Below are 15,076 nucleotides of genomic sequence, written 5' to 3'. Positions count from 1 at the left end.
ATAAAGAGACGGCAAGGAACCCTTTGGCATGAGCGCAGGCGCAGATTTGCTCCGTATTGAAAATCTGCGGGTCTCGTTTTCTCTCATGGGCGGCACCATCGATGCCGTCAGGGGCGCGAGCCTTCGTATTCTTCCGGGAAAAGTCACTGCTCTTGTCGGCGAGTCTGGCTCTGGAAAATCCGTCATCGGCCAGACCATCATGGGCATCCATCCCAAGACGGCGCGTGTGAATGGCCGCGTGCTGTTCACCGATCCGGAAAATGCCGCAGCCGGCCCCATCGATCTGCTGCAATTGCCGAAGGACGGCCGGGAAATCCGTTCGATACGCGGAAATCGCATCGGCCTGATCTTTCAGGAGCCGATGACGTCTTTCTCGCCGCTGCACACTATCGGCAACCAGATCGATGAGGCGCTCAGGATTCACAGCATCCTGTCACCGGCCGAACGCGCGGAAAAAATGCATGAAACACTCGACCTTGTAGGGTTTTCCAAACCCAAGAAGGTCGTGAACATGTATCCCTTCGAGCTGTCGGGCGGCATGCGCCAGCGCGCCATGATCGCCATGGCACTGATCTGTCGCCCGGCGCTGCTGATCGCCGACGAGCCGACGACGGCGCTCGACGTGACCATACAGGCGCAGATCCTCAAGCTGCTGCGTGATCTGCAGAGCCGTCTGAACATGAGCATGCTGCTCATCACCCACGATCTCGGCGTGGTGGCAAACATCGCCGATGAAGTTGCTGTGATCTATCAGGGCGAGATCATGGAGGCCGGCACGGTCGACGACATTTTCAAGTCGCCGAGCCACCCATATCTCAAGGGCCTGATGGCCGCCGTGCCGCATTTCGACATGAAGCCCGGCGAAAGGCTGAAGGCGCTTCGCGAAATCAACATTGACCACGAAAGCCTCGTCGGCAAAAAAAACGCCGCAGTGAACAAAACCCCCGGCCCGCTTCTGACCGTGGACAATATCAGCAAGACGTTCACGACCCGGAAGTCCAGCTGGTTCCGCAAAGGCGACGCCAATGCCACCAAGGCGGTCAACAGCGTCAGTTTTGAAATTCGCCGCGGAGAATGCCTCGGGCTGGTGGGCGAAAGCGGCAGCGGCAAAACCACCGTCAGCAAAATCCTCATGCGCGCCGTTCGCCCGGATGAAGGCTCGGTGACCTTTCACCGGCCTGAGGGCGACATCGACGTCCTCAATGCCAGGGATGGAAACCTGAAAGAGCTGCGGTCGAAGATACAGATGGTCTTCCAGGACCCGATATCGTCGCTGTCTCCACGCATGACCGTGGGCAACATCCTGAGCGAGCCGCTGGAAATCCACGGACGGGGCGACGCGAAATACCGCGCGGAGAAAGTACGCAATCTCGTCAGGGCCATTGGGCTCGGAGAAAGCGCGCTCAACCGTTACCCGCACAGTTTCTCGGGCGGACAGAGGCAGCGTATCGGCATCGCCAGGGCATTGGCGCTCGGTCCGGAACTTCTCATCTGCGACGAACCCGTTTCCGCCCTCGATGTCTCCGTGCAGGCGCAAATCCTCAATCTGCTGAAGGATTTGCAGCAGGATCTCGGGCTGACCTATCTCTTCATTTCGCATAATCTGGCGGTGGTGGACTATATGGCCGACCGCGTGGCCGTGATGTGCGAGGGTCGTATCGTGGAGCTGGCGCCGCGCGAAATCCTGATGCGCTCTCCGGTTCATCCCTATACGAAATCCCTGCTGGCGGCCGTGCCTTTCCCCGATCTCGACCGTCCGCTCGATTTCCGCACCATCGGCAAGATCAGCGCGACGGGCAAATTCGACTGGGGCAAACAGTTCCGCGACGAGGGTGATGGCGACATGATTTCCGCCGATCTCGGCGAAGGCCATTTCGTGCTTGCAAACGGCAATGCCGATATCCGGGAGCTTCGCCCTTGATCACGCGTCGCACCACCCTTGCCCTCTTGGCCTCCGTCTTCCTGCCGGCCTATGCGCGGGCCGGCTATACCGACCCCGCCTATTTCAAGGAAAAACGGGAAAAGGGTGAATTGCCCGACGTGGCCGAACGCCTGCCGAAAAACCCGCGCGTCATCGACATGAAAGCGCTTGGCCGGGAGCCGGGAAAACATGGCGGCTCGGTGCGTATGCTCATTGGCGGCCAGCGCGACATTCGCCTGATGCCGATCAGCAGCTATGCCCGCCTTGTCGGTTATGACGAGAAATTCGAGCTTCATCCGGATATTCTCGAAAGCTACGACGTTCAGGAAGAACGCATCTTCACCTTCAAGCTGCGCGAAGGCCACAAATGGTCCGACGGCAGCGACTTCACCTCCGAGGATTTCCGCTATTTCTGGGAGGACGTCGCCCTCAACAGGGAAATCCACAAGGGCGGCCCGCCGATCGAACTTCTGGTCAACAGCAAGCCGCCGCTTATCGAAGTCATCGACGGGCTGACGGTGCGCTACACCTGGGACGGTCCGAACCCGGATTTTCTGGCGAAGCTCGCAGCGGCCTCACCGGCCCGGCTGTTCCTGCCCGCCGCCTATATGAAACAGTTCCACGTCAAATATCAGACGGCGGAAAAGCTCGCCAAGCTGATCAAGAAAAACAAGACGGATGACTGGAGCGGGCTGCATATCAAGATGTCGCGACAGGTTCGGCCTGAAAATCCCGATCTGCCGACGCTGGATGCCTGGCGCAACACCACCGCGCCGCCGGCCGAACAATTCGTCTTCGAGCGTAACCCCTATTATCACCGGGTCGACGAAAACGGCCTGCAACTGCCCTATCTCGATCGTTTCCTGCTCAACGTCACTTCGTCCGATATCATCTCGGCCAAGACGGCGTCCGGCGATAGCGATCTGCAATATTTCGGCCTCGATTTCGCCGATTACACCTTTCTGAAGGATGCCGAAAAACGTTTTCCCCTGAAGGTGAACCTCTACAAGCGCTCTCAGGGTTCGCGCATCGCGCTGCTGCCCAACCTCAATTGTGCCGACCCGGTTTGGCGCAGCGCTTTTCAGGACGTGCGCGTGCGCCGGGCGCTGTCGCTTGCGATAAACCGGCACGAAATCAACATGGTCTGCTTTTACGGGCTGGCAAAGGAAAGCGCCGATACCGTTCTGCCGGAAAGCCCGCTTTACCGGCAGGAATTTGCGGACGCCTGGAGCGCTTTCGACCGGGCGGCGGCCAACAGGCTGCTTGATGAAGCCGGTCTCGACAAGCGCGACAATGCCGGCCTTCGGCTCCTGCCGGATGGCCGCCCGGCCTATATCATCGTCGAAACGACAGGCGAAAGCACGCTTGAAACCGACGTGATGGAACTGGTGACGGATCACTGGCGGCATATCGGCATTGCCGTTTCCGTCCGCCCCACCCAGCGCGATGTCTTCCGCAAGCGCGCCATGGGCGGCGAGGTGCTGATGTCGGTATGGATGGGCATGGACAATGGCGTGCCGACGCCGGACATGCTGCCTTCCGGCCTAGCACCCACCGGCGATGACCAGCTGCAATGGCCGGTCTGGGGCGTGCATTATCTTTCGGGCGGCCGCGAGGGCAAGGAGCCCGATCTGCCGGAGGCGGCGCATCTGCTCGATCTCCTGAAAAAATGGCGCAGAAGCGTCACCGAACAGGAGCGCGAAGCCATCTGGCTGGAAATGCTGGGTATCTATACGCAGCAGGTGTTTTCCATCGGCATCGTCAACGGCGCGCTGCAACCCGTCGTTCATGTCAAACGCATGCGAAACGTGCCGGACAAGGCGCTTTTCGGTTACGAACCCACATCCTATCTCGGCGTCTATATGCCGGATAGCTTCTGGTATGACGGAGACGCCTGATATGCTGCGGTATATTTTAAAGCGCATCCTCGTCATGATCCCGACACTGATCCTGATCTCGATGCTGGTCTTCACCATCATCGAGCTGCCGCCGGGCGATTATTTCGAAAGCTATGTCGCCGAGCTGCGCGCCATGGGCGAGACGGCGAACCTTGCCGAAATCGAGGAGCTGCGTGTCCGCTACGGTTTCGACCAACCGGCCCCGATCCGCTATTTCCGCTGGGCGACAGGGATGCTGGTTGGCGATTTCGGTTATTCCTTCGAATATCAGCTGCCGGTCAGCGATGTGGTGGGAGACCGCCTGTGGCTGACGGTTCTGGTCTCCTTCGTCACCATCATCGTCACATGGCTCCTCGCCTTCCCGATCGGCATCTACTCCGCCACGCATAAATACAGCTGGGGCGATTACGGGCTCACCTTCCTCGGCCTGCTCGGCATCGCCATTCCCAACTTCATGCTGGCGCTGATCCTGATGTATTTCGCCAATATCTGGTTCGGCATCTCCATCGGCCATCTGATGGATCGGGAATATCTGAACCAGGCGATGAGCTGGGCGAAGTTCAAGTCGATCCTCGAACACATCTGGATCCCCGTCCTCATCATCGGAACGGCGGGCACCGCCGGCATGATCCGCCGCCTGCGCGCCAATCTGCTCGATGAATTGCAGAAACAATATGTGGTCACCGCCCGCGCCAAGGGGCTGCACCCCTTCAAGGTGCTCACCAAATATCCGCTGCGCATGGCACTGAATTTCTTCATCTCGGACATCGGCTCGATCCTGCCCGCGATCATCTCCGGCGCGGAAATCACCGCTGTCGTCCTGTCGCTCGAAACCACCGGTCCCATGCTCATCCGGGCGTTGCAGAGCCAGGACATGTATCTCGCCGGTTCGTTCCTGATGTTCCTCGCATTCCTGACGGTGATCGGCGTTCTGGTGTCGGATATCGCCCTTGCCATACTCGATCCGCGAATCCGCTTCGGAGGTGGTAACGTCAAATGACTTCATCCATTCCGAAACCCGGCGAAGCGCTGCCCCATTACGTCTCGACCGCGCCCTTCGACCCGTCGCTGATCGAACCCAACACGTCAGGAATGGCGGCCTTCAGCAAGGCCTCGCAGCTGCGCCTCATGTGGTGGCAGTTCCGTCAGCACAAGATCGCGGTGTGGTCCGGCGCCTTTCTGGTGGTGCTTTATCTTTCGATCCTGATCTGCGAGTTCCTGGCACCCTATAATCTCCACACCCGCAATATCGAGCATATCTACGCCCCGCCGCAGGCCATTCACCTGTTCAATGACGGAAAATTTGTCGGCCCCTTCGTTTATGGCCGGGAAATGACGCTCGACATGGACAATCTGAGACGGGTCTACCGGGATGTGCCGACGGATATCCAGCCGCTGCGTTTCTTCTGCAAGGGCGATACCTATCGCTTCTGGGGCATGTTCGAGGGCAGAACCCATCTCGTCTGCCCGGCGGAGGGCGGTGAATTGTTCCTGCTCGGTACGGATCGTCTCGGGCGAGACGTGCTGTCCCGCATCATCTATGGCGCACGCATTTCGCTGACCATCGGCCTTCTCGGCGTCGCCATGAGCTTCGTTCTCGGCATTGTGATCGGCGGTCTGGCAGGTTATCGCGGCGGCACATTCGATCTGATTGTCCAGCGCATCATCGAGGTCCTGCAATCCATCCCGAGCATTCCGCTCTGGCTGGCGCTTGCGGCGATCATGCCGGTGACCTGGAGCCCCATCCTTGTCTATCTTGGCATCACCATCATTCTCGGCATGCTGGACTGGACGGGCCTTGCGCGCGCCGTGCGCTCGAAACTTCTGGCCCTTCGCGAAGAAGACTATGTTTTGTCTGCACAATTAATGGGTGCCAGCACGCCGCGCATCATCGGCAGACACCTTATTCCCGGCTTCATGTCACACTTGATCGCATCGGCCACGCTGACGATCCCCGGCATGATTCTCGGCGAAACCGCGCTGAGCTTCCTCGGCCTCGGTCTCAGGCCACCGATCACAAGTTGGGGAATTCTGCTCACGGAGGCGCGCAGCGTCAGCGTCATTGCGCTATATCCATGGCTTCTCATCCCGACGATCCCGGTCGTTCTCGTCATTCTGGCCTTTAATTTCTTCGGCGACGGACTACGTGATGCTGCGGATCCCTTCAGATAAAATGGAACACCCTTTGATAAACTGCCCTTCCGCCATCGCCTTTTTTGTGAAAGGCAAAAAGAGGTGTGGCCCATGACCTCCCGTTTGAACGACGCGCGTATCCTCATGTACAGCCACGATTCCTTCGGGCTCGGGCATCTGCGGCGTTGTCGCACCATCGCGCATGCTCTGGTGGAGGATTATCGCGGCCTCAACGTCCTCATCATTTCTGGCGCGACGATTGCCGGCGCTTTCGATTACCGCGCCCGCGTCGATTTCGTGAAAATCCCGAGCGTCATCAAGCTGCGCAACGGCGAATATACGTCCATGGACAGGCATATCGATCTTCAGGAAACCTTGAAGATGCGCCGCTCCATCATCTACCACACGGCCGAAAGCTTCCAGCCGGATATCTTCATCGTCGACAAGGAGCCCATGGGCCTGCGCGGCGAGGTGGAGGAAACGCTCGCCTATCTCAAGGGACAGGGCACCAAGCTCGTCATCGGCCTGCGCGACGTCATGGATGCGCCGCAGCTGCTCGAAGCGGAATGGAAGCGCAACAATGTCATGACCAAGATCGGCCAGTTCTATGACCACGTCTGGATTTATGGCCCACCCGATTTCCACGATCCGCTGACGGGGCTCGACGTTCCGCACACCGTTCGCGACAAGATGGATTTCGTCGGTTTCCTGCAAAGATCGAAGACGCAGGCCGAAACCGTATCGCATCGGCCGGAAGGCGATTACCTTCTCGTCACCACCGGCGGCGGCGGCGATGGCAGCGAATTGATCGACGACGTCATCAACGCCTATCGCCATGACAGCGAACTGACGCACAAGGCGCTTGTGGTGCTCGGCCCCTATATGCCGGCGGATCAGCGTCAGCGCTTCATGAGCAGTGTTGCCGATATTCCGCATATCGAAATCATCGAATTCGACAACCGCATGGAAGATCTCGTCGCCGGCGCGCAGGCCGTCGTCTCCATGGGCGGATACAACACCGTCTGCGAGATATTGTCCTTCGACAAACCCGCCCTCGTCGTGCCGCGCACGGTGCCGCGCGAAGAGCAGCTTATCCGCGCCAGCCGCGCGTCGGAGCTTGGCCTTTTCGACATGCTTCTGCCGGAAGATGCCGAAAACCCGGCAAAAATGGCGGCAGCTCTGAAGTCGCTGCCGAACCGGGCGCCGCCCTCCGTCAATGCGCGCGGACTGAAGCTGGACGGTCTGGAAAACATATCGCGCCGGATAGCCGAATGGCTGCCGCCCGAGGGCGACAAGGCGCCGATCACGCTAACCGCGTGACCGGTTCCCCGACAAACACCGCTTCAAAAGAGACACGCGCAACGTGACCGATACAAAAAAAATCGTGGTGCTCCTCAAGGGCTATCCGCGCCTGTCCGAGACTTTCATCGCCCAGGAGCTTCTAGGACTGGAAAAGGCCGGGCTGAAACTCGAACTCATGTCGATGCGCCGGCCGACGGACAAGAAGCGCCACCCCGTTCACGATGAAATTCGCGCACCCGTCACCTACCTGCCGGAATATCTGCACGAGGAGCCGCTGCGCGTTCTAAAGGCATTGTGGGCGTGCCGAAAAAAGCCGGGTTTCACCAAGGCGCTCCGTCGGTTTTTCAGCGATCTGCCACATGATCTCAGCCGCAATCGCTTCCGCCGTTTCGGGCAGGCTGCCGTGCTCGCGCATGAATGGCCGGCGGATGCCGAATGGCTGCATGTCCATTTCATCCACACGCCCGCCTCGGTCGCCGCCTATACCCACCTCATTACCGGCACGCCCTGGACGATTTCGGCCCACGCCAAGGACATCTGGACCTCGAACGACCGCGACCTTGCCGCCAAGCTGCAAAGCGCCCGCTGGGCCGTGACCTGCACTGCTGGCGGCTTCCAGCATCTGCAGACCCTTTCCGGGTCAAGGCAGAATGTGCATCTGAGTTATCATGGCCTCGATCTCACCCGTTTCCCGCATTTCGACACGCCACGACCGGCAAGAGACGGTTCAGATGCCGATGATCCGGTCAGGATTTTGAGCGTCGGCCGGGCGGTCAAGAAAAAGGGCATCGATATTCTCCTGCGTGCGCTCGCCTCGCTGCCGCAGGATATCCACTGGCGCTTCACCCATATCGGCGGCGGCGATGAACTGGCTGCGCTGAAGAGACTCGCAGACGAACTCGGCGTCGCCGACAGGATCGTCTGGACCGGCGCCATGGACCAGAAGCAGGTGCTGGAGAACTACCGGGAAGCGGACCTCTTCGCCCTTGCCTGCCGCATCACCAGCGATGGCGACCGCGACGGCCTGCCAAATGTGCTGGTCGAGGCCGCGAGCCAGGCGCTGACCTGCATCTCCACCAATATTTCCGGCATTCCGGAGTTCTTCGTCAGCGGCGAAAACGGCCTGCTGACGGAACCGGAAAATCCGGCAGCCTTCGCAGAGGCCCTGCGCACGGCCATCACCGATCCGCAATTGCGCCAGCGTCTTGGCAGTGCCGCCGAAAACCGTGTGCGCACCGCCTTCGACCATCGCACCAGCATTGTCGAGCTGAAGGCCCTGTTCGAGACCGAGTGGGAAAAAACGCCATGACCGATACGGAAAAACGCCCCTGCGTCTTCTTCTACGTCCAGCACCTTCTCGGCATCGGCCATATCGCCCGCGCCAGCCGCATTGCCAACGCCCTTCAGGCGAACGGTTTCGATGTCGTGCTGGTCACGGGCGGCACGCCGGTTCCGGGCTTTCCGGGCGAGGGCATCCGCCATGTCGAATTGCCGCCCATCGCCGTCAGCGACGGCAGCTTTGCCGGCCTGGTCGACAGTTCCGGCAAACCGGTGGATGACGACTTCAAGAGGCTGAGAACCGACATGCTGATCGGCGCCTATCACGGCGCCAAACCCGATATCGTTATCATCGAGGCATTCCCCTTCGGTCGCAGGCAGGTGCGTTTCGAATTGTTGCCGCTTCTCGATGAGATAGAAGACAGCGAACCACGCCCGCTCGTCATGGCGTCGCTGCGCGATATCTTGCAGGAAAAGACCAAACCGGGCCGAGACGAAGAGACCGTGTCGCTGGTGAAGAAACATTTCGATGCGGTGCTCGTCCATGGCGATCCGGATTTCGCCCGGCTGGAAGACACCTTTCCGCTTGCCGGCGAGATCAGCCAGCGCATCGTCTATACCGGCCTCGTCGCCCCCCTTCCGCCGCCGGAACCGGCGGAAAAATTCGATATCGTGGTTTCCGCAGGCGGCGGCGCCGTTGGGGCCGCACTCATACGCGCTGCTCTCGAGGCTGCCCCCCTCTTGGGTAGCATCAAGAACTGGTGCCTCGTGACCGGTCCCAACATGCCGCAGGCGGATTTCGATGCGATCTCGGCGCGGGCGGCGGGCAATGTGTCCGTCTTCCGTTTCCGCAAGGATTTCGCAAGTTTGCTCGCCGGCGCGCGGCTTTCGATTTCACAGGCCGGTTACAACACCGTCTGCGATATTCTTCAGGCAAAATGCCGCTCGCTTCTGATCCCCTTCGCAGCCGGAGGCGAAACCGAACAGAGCGCCCGCGCCGAACGGCTGGCACGGCTGGGGCTGGCGCATGTGCTGGAGGAGAACGATATTTCAGCGCAAGCGATGGCCGATGCCATCAAGGCGGCATTGTCCTTGCCGGCGCCCGGCACGATCACGCTCGATCTCGATGGCGCGGCCGGAACGGCTAGGGCGCTACGCCGTCTTTACGATGAGCGGTGAGGATCGTCTTCAACTCGCGAACCGCCGCCTCATCGGTAACCTTGCGCCCTGCGCCCGTGAAACCGAGCTTCGCCACCCTGCTGTCGGGATCAAAGGATGGAACGGCGGAACAGGATGCGTGGATTTCCGTGATCGGAAAGCGATCCAGCAAGGTCTGAACGCTCTGCGGACGCACGCCGGCACCGGGCATGATGACGATCCGGCCTGCGGCCATCTCGGATAGGTGGGCTAGAGCCTCAATCCCCTCAAGCGCCGAACGCGCGCCGCCTGAGGTGAGAATTCTTGGGAACCCCAATGCGATGGCAGCTTCCAGCGCCTCTTCCATGTCAGGCACGACATCGAAAGCCCGGTGCAGCGTCACATCCAGCCCGTCGGCATGACTGCGCAGTTCTTCAAGCAAGCCGATATCAAGCGAACCATCGCCACGCGATGCGCCGAGCACCACGCCGGAAAGACCGGCGGCACGTGCCGCGTCGATATCGCGTTTCATCACATCCGCTTCGTCGTGCGTGAAGACGAAATCACCGGCGCGGGGCCTGATCATGACGCTCACCGGCAACCCGCAGGACGCCGCGCGCTGCATAAAACCCGCCGATGGCGTTACACCGCCGCCCGAAAGCGCCGCGCAGAGCTCGATCCGATCGGCCCCGCCGCTGACCGCCGCTTCCAGACCGGCGACATCGTCCACGCAAATTTCGAGAATCATCGTAACCTCTTTCATTTGAGTGGCCGTTACCTGCGGCGGCCCTTTCCATCAAGCGCGTAAAGCATATAAACGCCGCCGAGCCCCACGATCGCCCCCAATATGGAGGTTCCCGAATAGCTGGAGACCAGGGTTCCAACGGCAAAAATCAACGCACCCAGACCAGCGCCGAGGAAGATATTGACCGCAATCAGCGAGCTTCCGAGTCCCGGCCGGTCCGCGATCAGTTCCTGCAGATAGGTAATCGGGATGCTGATGATCGCGGCAGCGCCTAGCGCACTGATGACCGTTTGGGCGTAGATATGCCACGGCGCCGAAGCAAGCCCCTGCAGAATGAGATAGATGGCGTAAAGCCCCGCTCCCGCCGCAAGTGTCAGCGTCTGCGGAACCTTCTTCTCGATCCAGCCCCACAGGAGAATGAAGACGATTTCCAGCGCAGCGACGATACCCGCAACAATGCCGATATCCGCCACCGTGCCCTTGGCCTGTCCGGTTATGATGAGCGAGCGCACGGAATCGTTGAGATGCAGCATCGAGCAGATGAGCGCGATGGCGATGATCCGGAGCAGCACCCGCCGCGATCCGATTTCCGCAAGCGAGGCACGCAGGCCAAACCGCGCTTCAATATTTGCCGAAGCCGGCGTGGCGGCCCGCGGCAGGCAGAAGGCGACAAGCAGAAAGCAGACAAGCGCGCAGATGCCCGAAAACAGGAACGCATCAGCATATTGCCGGAATTCACCAGAAAAACACCGACAATGCCCGGCACCAGCACCCAGGAAAGCGAGATGGTTGCCCGCATGATCGAATTCACCGCGATCATTTCACCCGTCGAAAGGTTGCGCGCATCGGCGCGCACATGGGCGAAGATCAACGAATTCATCGCTCCGAAAATCGGCAGAAGCACAAGCTTCGCGGCAACGAAGGCGGTGGCGTTGCCGGCCAGATAGACCAGCAGATAACCGCTGACACCGAAGAGCGCGATATAGAGCATTGGCTTGCGATATTCACCCAGCCTGTCTGCGACAATGCCCATCAACACGCTGGCGCTGACATTGATGACGGCGGCAAACAGCATCAGCAGCGAATAGACGCTGTTGCTCAGCCCGATTTCGCGAATACCGATGACCGCCTGATAGGGAGCGGTCGCCGCATTCGAAAACCCGAAGAACAGGATGGCGAGCGCCCCGATGCGGATCGACGGATTGTTGATGACGATGGAAAGAGCCGACGGCATGGATATTCGCCTGAGATGATCCGGCACCGCCGGATCGCTGGGTAAAAGCTACCGAACCGCTGTCATCGCCAGCGGGCCGAAAGGATGGGCTGAGGGGTATAATCGAAATGCGGCTTCCATGGGTAAAAATCGCCGTCCCGGCGGCGATTGGGAAGATTTTCGATATCCTGATTGATGACCCCTTCCGTCAGCGCCATGAGGTTGGGATTGGCGATAGGCGCAAGCTCCGGTGAAAGATAACCGGACTTGACGACCAGCAGCCGCACCTCCTTTGGATTAAAGCCGAGACGGGTGAAATCGGAAATCATGTGATAAGGCCTGCGCCGCGCCGCCAGAATGACCGTGATGCCGCCGATGGCGACCACCGCCTGCCGCTGGTCCGCAGCACCTGGATCGTCCAGTTTCACAACACGGGCTTCGACGGTCACGGACGGGCTCTGCGGATCGAGCCTGCCGCCGATCTTCAGGGAAAGCGCGGCACCTTCGCCGGCCGCAAAACAGGCTTCAACCGCCGGCCTGTCGGTGATGCCGCCCAGCAGCGCACCCTGCCAGTTGCGCGCAATCAGTGCGACCAGAACATCGGCGCGATCGCCAACCCCGCCGCCGGTCGGGTTATCGCCGGAGTCGGCCAAGATGATCGGTCGCGTTGCCGTGTTTTCGGCGATATCCAGAATGGCCTCGAGCGGCTCGGTCACGGGGCCGAAACGAAAATCCTGCCGGGCATTCCAGTAGGATTGCGCGATCTCGGTCGCGACCGCCTGTGCGGCCGCTTTGTCCGTTCCCGTCACCACGGCGCAGGCCGTCGCCCGGGGTTCGTCCGCCCAGACGTAGCCGATCATGAAATTCGCATCCCAAATGCCGGGCCGCGCATCGTGATCCGGCAGAACGGCATAAAGGCTTTTGGTGGGTTCGTCTTCCGTGGAAGTCTTCTCACCCGGCAGCAGAACCGGAATTTTCGCCCAAGCCACGCCGGGCTTTTCGCCCGTCTTCAGGGCCTTCAGCAGCATCGTCCACGCCCGCACCATCGTCTCGCGCACATCGATATGCGGCGCAGTTCGATAGCCGGCAAATATGTCAAGCTGATCGATGATCGTCTGGCTGACATTGCCATGCAAGTCATAGCTCGCAGAGACCACGACATCCGGCCCGACGACCGCGCGGGCGCTTGAAATCCAGTCACCTTCCGCATCGTCCATGCCTTCGACATTCATCGCGCCGTGCATGGCGAGATAAAGCCCGTCCAGCGGCAGGCAGGCCTTAAGGCGTTCGAGAAACTCCGCCTTGAACGCCTCATAGGTCACGCGCGACACCGGGCCGCCCGGCACCGCCCGCGCATGCAGAAGCGGCAACACCTCCGCCCCGCCTTCACCGAGGAAATTGAAATACTCGGCCTCCAGCAGTTCCGCGCCGCGAAAGACGCGAAAATCCTGCTCGCCCATCAGCACCGGGGAATAGGTGCTGCATTCGGTATGAATTCCACCAACGGCAATACGCATGTCGGTTTCCCCTCAATAGACCGGGCTCAAGGGGACGATGGCCGTAAAACGCAGCCAGTCCTTTTGCGCCTTTGGCGTCCACGCCGCCTCGGCAATCGCCGGCAGACGGGGGAAAACCAGATGGTTGAAATAGGCACGATTGAGGAAATGTTCGGACCAGATGCAGGCCTGAACGCCCTTCATCCGCTCCTTCAACTCCTCGGGAAATTCGCCGACAGCCTCATAGGCATAAGTATGCGAAGGCGGAACGGTGCCGGCCCAGCTTGCGCCCGGCTCCTGCCATGCTTCATCCTGCACCATGTCGAGATAATAGGCCTGACCCGGCGTCATCACCACGTCATAGCCCTGCTTTGCAAGCTCAAGCCCGACTTCCGGCTTCTGCCACGCCATCAGCAATGTTCCGGCTGGATCGACACCGCCGCCGTGGGAAACCTCATCCCAGCCGGCAAGCTGGCGGCCGCGCTCATGCAGCATCCCCTGAATGCGCTTCATGAAATAGGACTGGATGCCGAAGGTGCCGTCGAGCCCTTCCTTTTCCATCAGCGCCTTGGCAAGCGGCGAAGCCAGCCACGACCCATCCGCAACCTCATCGCCGCCAATATGGATCAGCCGCGACGGGAACAGCTCCACAATCTCGTCGAATATCTTGCCGAGGAATTCATAGGTCGGCTCGATGGCCGGGTTGAGCGCATTGTTCGGATATCCCTGCACCGAACGGTAGCTGTCCGGCGCTTCCTGCCCGTCCGTCAGCTCCGGATAGGCCACGAGAGCCGCCGTGCTGTGGCCGGGAATATCGACTTCCGGCACGATTTCGACGTTCAATGCCGCCGCATGCGCGACGACCATGCGCACCTCATCCTGCGTGTAATAGCCCGACACCGGCTCAGCCCCGTTACCGAGCTGCGGCAGAAGCGGCGCATCCGGGCCGCGCGTGGCGCCAATGGTGGTCAGCAGCGGATAGGCCTTGATTTCGAGCCGCCATGCCTCGTCATCCGTCAGGTGCCAATGGAAGCGGTTCATGCGCAGCCATGCGAGAATATCGATAAGCCGCAGGACATCGCCTGTCGGATAGAATTGCCGGGAGACATCGAGATGGCAGCCGCGCCAGCTATAACGGGGCGCATCGCTGATGGTGCCGGAGGCAGGGAAGCGGAATTGGGGATCGATGCGCGCGCCATGCAGCAGCTGCGCCAGAACCGTCAGGCCATATTGCAGACCGGCAGCGGCCGAATATTCCACAACCACCGCTTCTTTTGAGAAAGTGAGGCGATAACCTTCCGCTTCCAGCCCGCTATGCCGCTTGAAACGAAGCGGTTTTCCCTCATGAACCGGCGCAAGGCTGAAGGGCACGTGCCCGACGGCAAAGAGCCGGCGGAACAGCGAAAGCACGGTTTCCACCGCAAGCACTTCTTCTGCACCCGCATCTTCCGCTGGGAAGAGCGCGACGGGAAAACCCTCGCCCGGTTCGGCGTCGATTTCAGCGGGCCAGGGCTGGATGGAAAAGGGCAGATCGAGCTTGCCTTCGGGAAGCAGCACCGGTGCCGGCTCGCTGTGACGCCCATCCAGCATCAGGTCACCGACATCGACGGCGCGATGCGTTCCGTCGGCAAGGCTGACATAGGCGGATTTCGCGCCATCCGTGCGATGCCGGGCCGGCCGCAGCAGGCCATCGACAGTGAAGCGCCAGGATTTCCCCGGCTCGAGCACGAAGCCCGCCGGCGGTGCGAATTCATGGAAATTGGCGTTGCGGCGCAGATAAACGGCATTGTCGCAAGCGGGCTTGTCTACCGTCCGCGTCAACGACGTGTAGACGATGCGAAAATCCTTCAGCGGCTCGCGGGAAAGATTGACCAGAGTGAAGGTAAAACCGCCCGAGGCGGAATCTTTGAGCGGATGCCAGGAATTTTCGAGACGATAATGTGCGAGCGCCAT

The 15,076-nt window shown here is 60.4% G+C and carries 10 protein-coding genes and 1 pseudogene; 7 read left to right on the top strand and 4 right to left on the bottom strand.

Annotated elements, in window-relative coordinates; translation table 11 throughout:
• Window positions 1-28: 28 nt before the first annotated feature.
• The 7 genes from L901_RS20935 (at window position 29) to L901_RS20905 (ending at window position 9,711) form a co-directional block, all read left to right on the top strand.
• Window positions 29-1,921, top strand: a complete 1,893-nt coding sequence (locus L901_RS20935; protein ID WP_059759960.1) for an ABC transporter ATP-binding protein — start codon at window positions 29-31, stop codon at window positions 1,919-1,921.
• Complete coding sequence (locus tag L901_RS20930; RefSeq protein ID WP_059759958.1) at window positions 1,918-3,819, top strand: ABC transporter substrate-binding protein; 1,902 nt, start codon at window positions 1,918-1,920, stop codon at window positions 3,817-3,819. Before L901_RS20935 ends, L901_RS20930 begins: the two co-directional genes overlap by 4 nt.
• 1 nt (window position 3,820) lies before the next feature.
• A complete protein-coding gene (locus tag L901_RS20925; RefSeq protein WP_059759955.1) occupies window positions 3,821-4,819 on the top strand; it encodes an ABC transporter permease in 999 nt (332 codons plus the stop codon).
• Window positions 4,816-5,991 carry an ABC transporter permease gene (locus L901_RS20920; protein WP_059759953.1) on the top strand — a complete coding sequence of 392 codons (1,176 nt, stop codon included), beginning with the start codon at window positions 4,816-4,818 and terminating at the stop codon, window positions 5,989-5,991. Before L901_RS20925 ends, L901_RS20920 begins: the two co-directional genes overlap by 4 nt.
• A gap of 72 nt (window positions 5,992-6,063) precedes the next feature.
• The gene (locus L901_RS20915) at window positions 6,064-7,272 is read left to right on the top strand and encodes a glycosyltransferase family protein (RefSeq protein WP_020808520.1); all 1,209 of its coding nucleotides are present in this window, start codon (window positions 6,064-6,066) and stop codon (window positions 7,270-7,272) included.
• A gap of 43 nt (window positions 7,273-7,315) precedes the next feature.
• Complete coding sequence (locus tag L901_RS20910; protein WP_059759952.1) at window positions 7,316-8,563, top strand: glycosyltransferase; 1,248 nt, start codon at window positions 7,316-7,318, stop codon at window positions 8,561-8,563.
• Window positions 8,560-9,711 (top strand): glycosyltransferase family protein, encoded by a 1,152-nt coding sequence (locus L901_RS20905; protein ID WP_059759950.1) that lies wholly within the window; start codon window positions 8,560-8,562, stop codon window positions 9,709-9,711. Before L901_RS20910 ends, L901_RS20905 begins: the two co-directional genes overlap by 4 nt.
• Here the strand turns inward: L901_RS20905 and L901_RS20900 are convergent.
• The 4 genes and pseudogenes from L901_RS20900 to L901_RS20885 form a co-directional block, all read right to left on the bottom strand.
• Window positions 9,677-10,417 carry a copper homeostasis protein CutC gene (locus L901_RS20900; protein ID WP_059760052.1) on the bottom strand — a complete coding sequence of 247 codons (741 nt, stop codon included), beginning with the start codon at window positions 10,415-10,417 and terminating at the stop codon, window positions 9,677-9,679. The two genes, L901_RS20905 and L901_RS20900, sit on opposite strands and share 35 nt — an antisense overlap.
• Before the next feature lie 26 nt (window positions 10,418-10,443).
• A pseudogene (locus tag L901_RS20895) lies at window positions 10,444-11,648 on the bottom strand (MFS transporter).
• A 62-nt stretch (window positions 11,649-11,710) separates the two neighbouring features.
• Window positions 11,711-13,144, bottom strand: coding sequence for a M81 family metallopeptidase (locus L901_RS20890; RefSeq protein WP_059759948.1), 1,434 nt, complete (start codon window positions 13,142-13,144; stop codon window positions 11,711-11,713).
• 12 nt (window positions 13,145-13,156) lie between these two features.
• Complete coding sequence (locus L901_RS20885) at window positions 13,157-15,076, bottom strand: beta-N-acetylhexosaminidase (protein ID WP_059759946.1); 1,920 nt, start codon at window positions 15,074-15,076, stop codon at window positions 13,157-13,159.

The organism is Agrobacterium sp. D14 (assembly GCF_001526505.1).
Taxonomy (GTDB): Bacteria; Pseudomonadota; Alphaproteobacteria; order Rhizobiales; family Rhizobiaceae; genus Agrobacterium; species Agrobacterium leguminum.
Note: the sequence above shows the minus strand (reverse complement) of the source record. Positions and strands in the feature narration are given on the sequence as shown.

Excerpts from the sequence above, each read along its gene's own strand:
- L901_RS20925 (WP_059759955.1), top strand. The coding sequence starts at position 3,821 with ATGCTGCGGTATATTTTAAAGCGCATCCTCGTCATGATCCCGACACTG.
- L901_RS20915 (WP_020808520.1), top strand. The coding sequence starts at position 6,064 with ATGACCTCCCGTTTGAACGACGCGCGTATCCTCATGTACAGCCACGAT.
- L901_RS20935 (WP_059759960.1), top strand. The coding sequence starts at position 29 with ATGAGCGCAGGCGCAGATTTGCTCCGTATTGAAAATCTGCGGGTCTCG.
- L901_RS20905 (WP_059759950.1), top strand. The coding sequence starts at position 8,560 with ATGACCGATACGGAAAAACGCCCCTGCGTCTTCTTCTACGTCCAGCAC.
- L901_RS20900 (WP_059760052.1), bottom strand. The coding sequence starts at position 10,417 with ATGATTCTCGAAATTTGCGTGGACGATGTCGCCGGTCTGGAAGCGGCG.
- L901_RS20920 (WP_059759953.1), top strand. The coding sequence starts at position 4,816 with ATGACTTCATCCATTCCGAAACCCGGCGAAGCGCTGCCCCATTACGTC.
- L901_RS20890 (WP_059759948.1), bottom strand. The coding sequence starts at position 13,144 with ATGCGTATTGCCGTTGGTGGAATTCATACCGAATGCAGCACCTATTCC.
- L901_RS20885 (WP_059759946.1), bottom strand. The coding sequence starts at position 15,076 with ATGGCGCTCGCACATTATCGTCTCGAAAATTCCTGGCATCCGCTCAAA.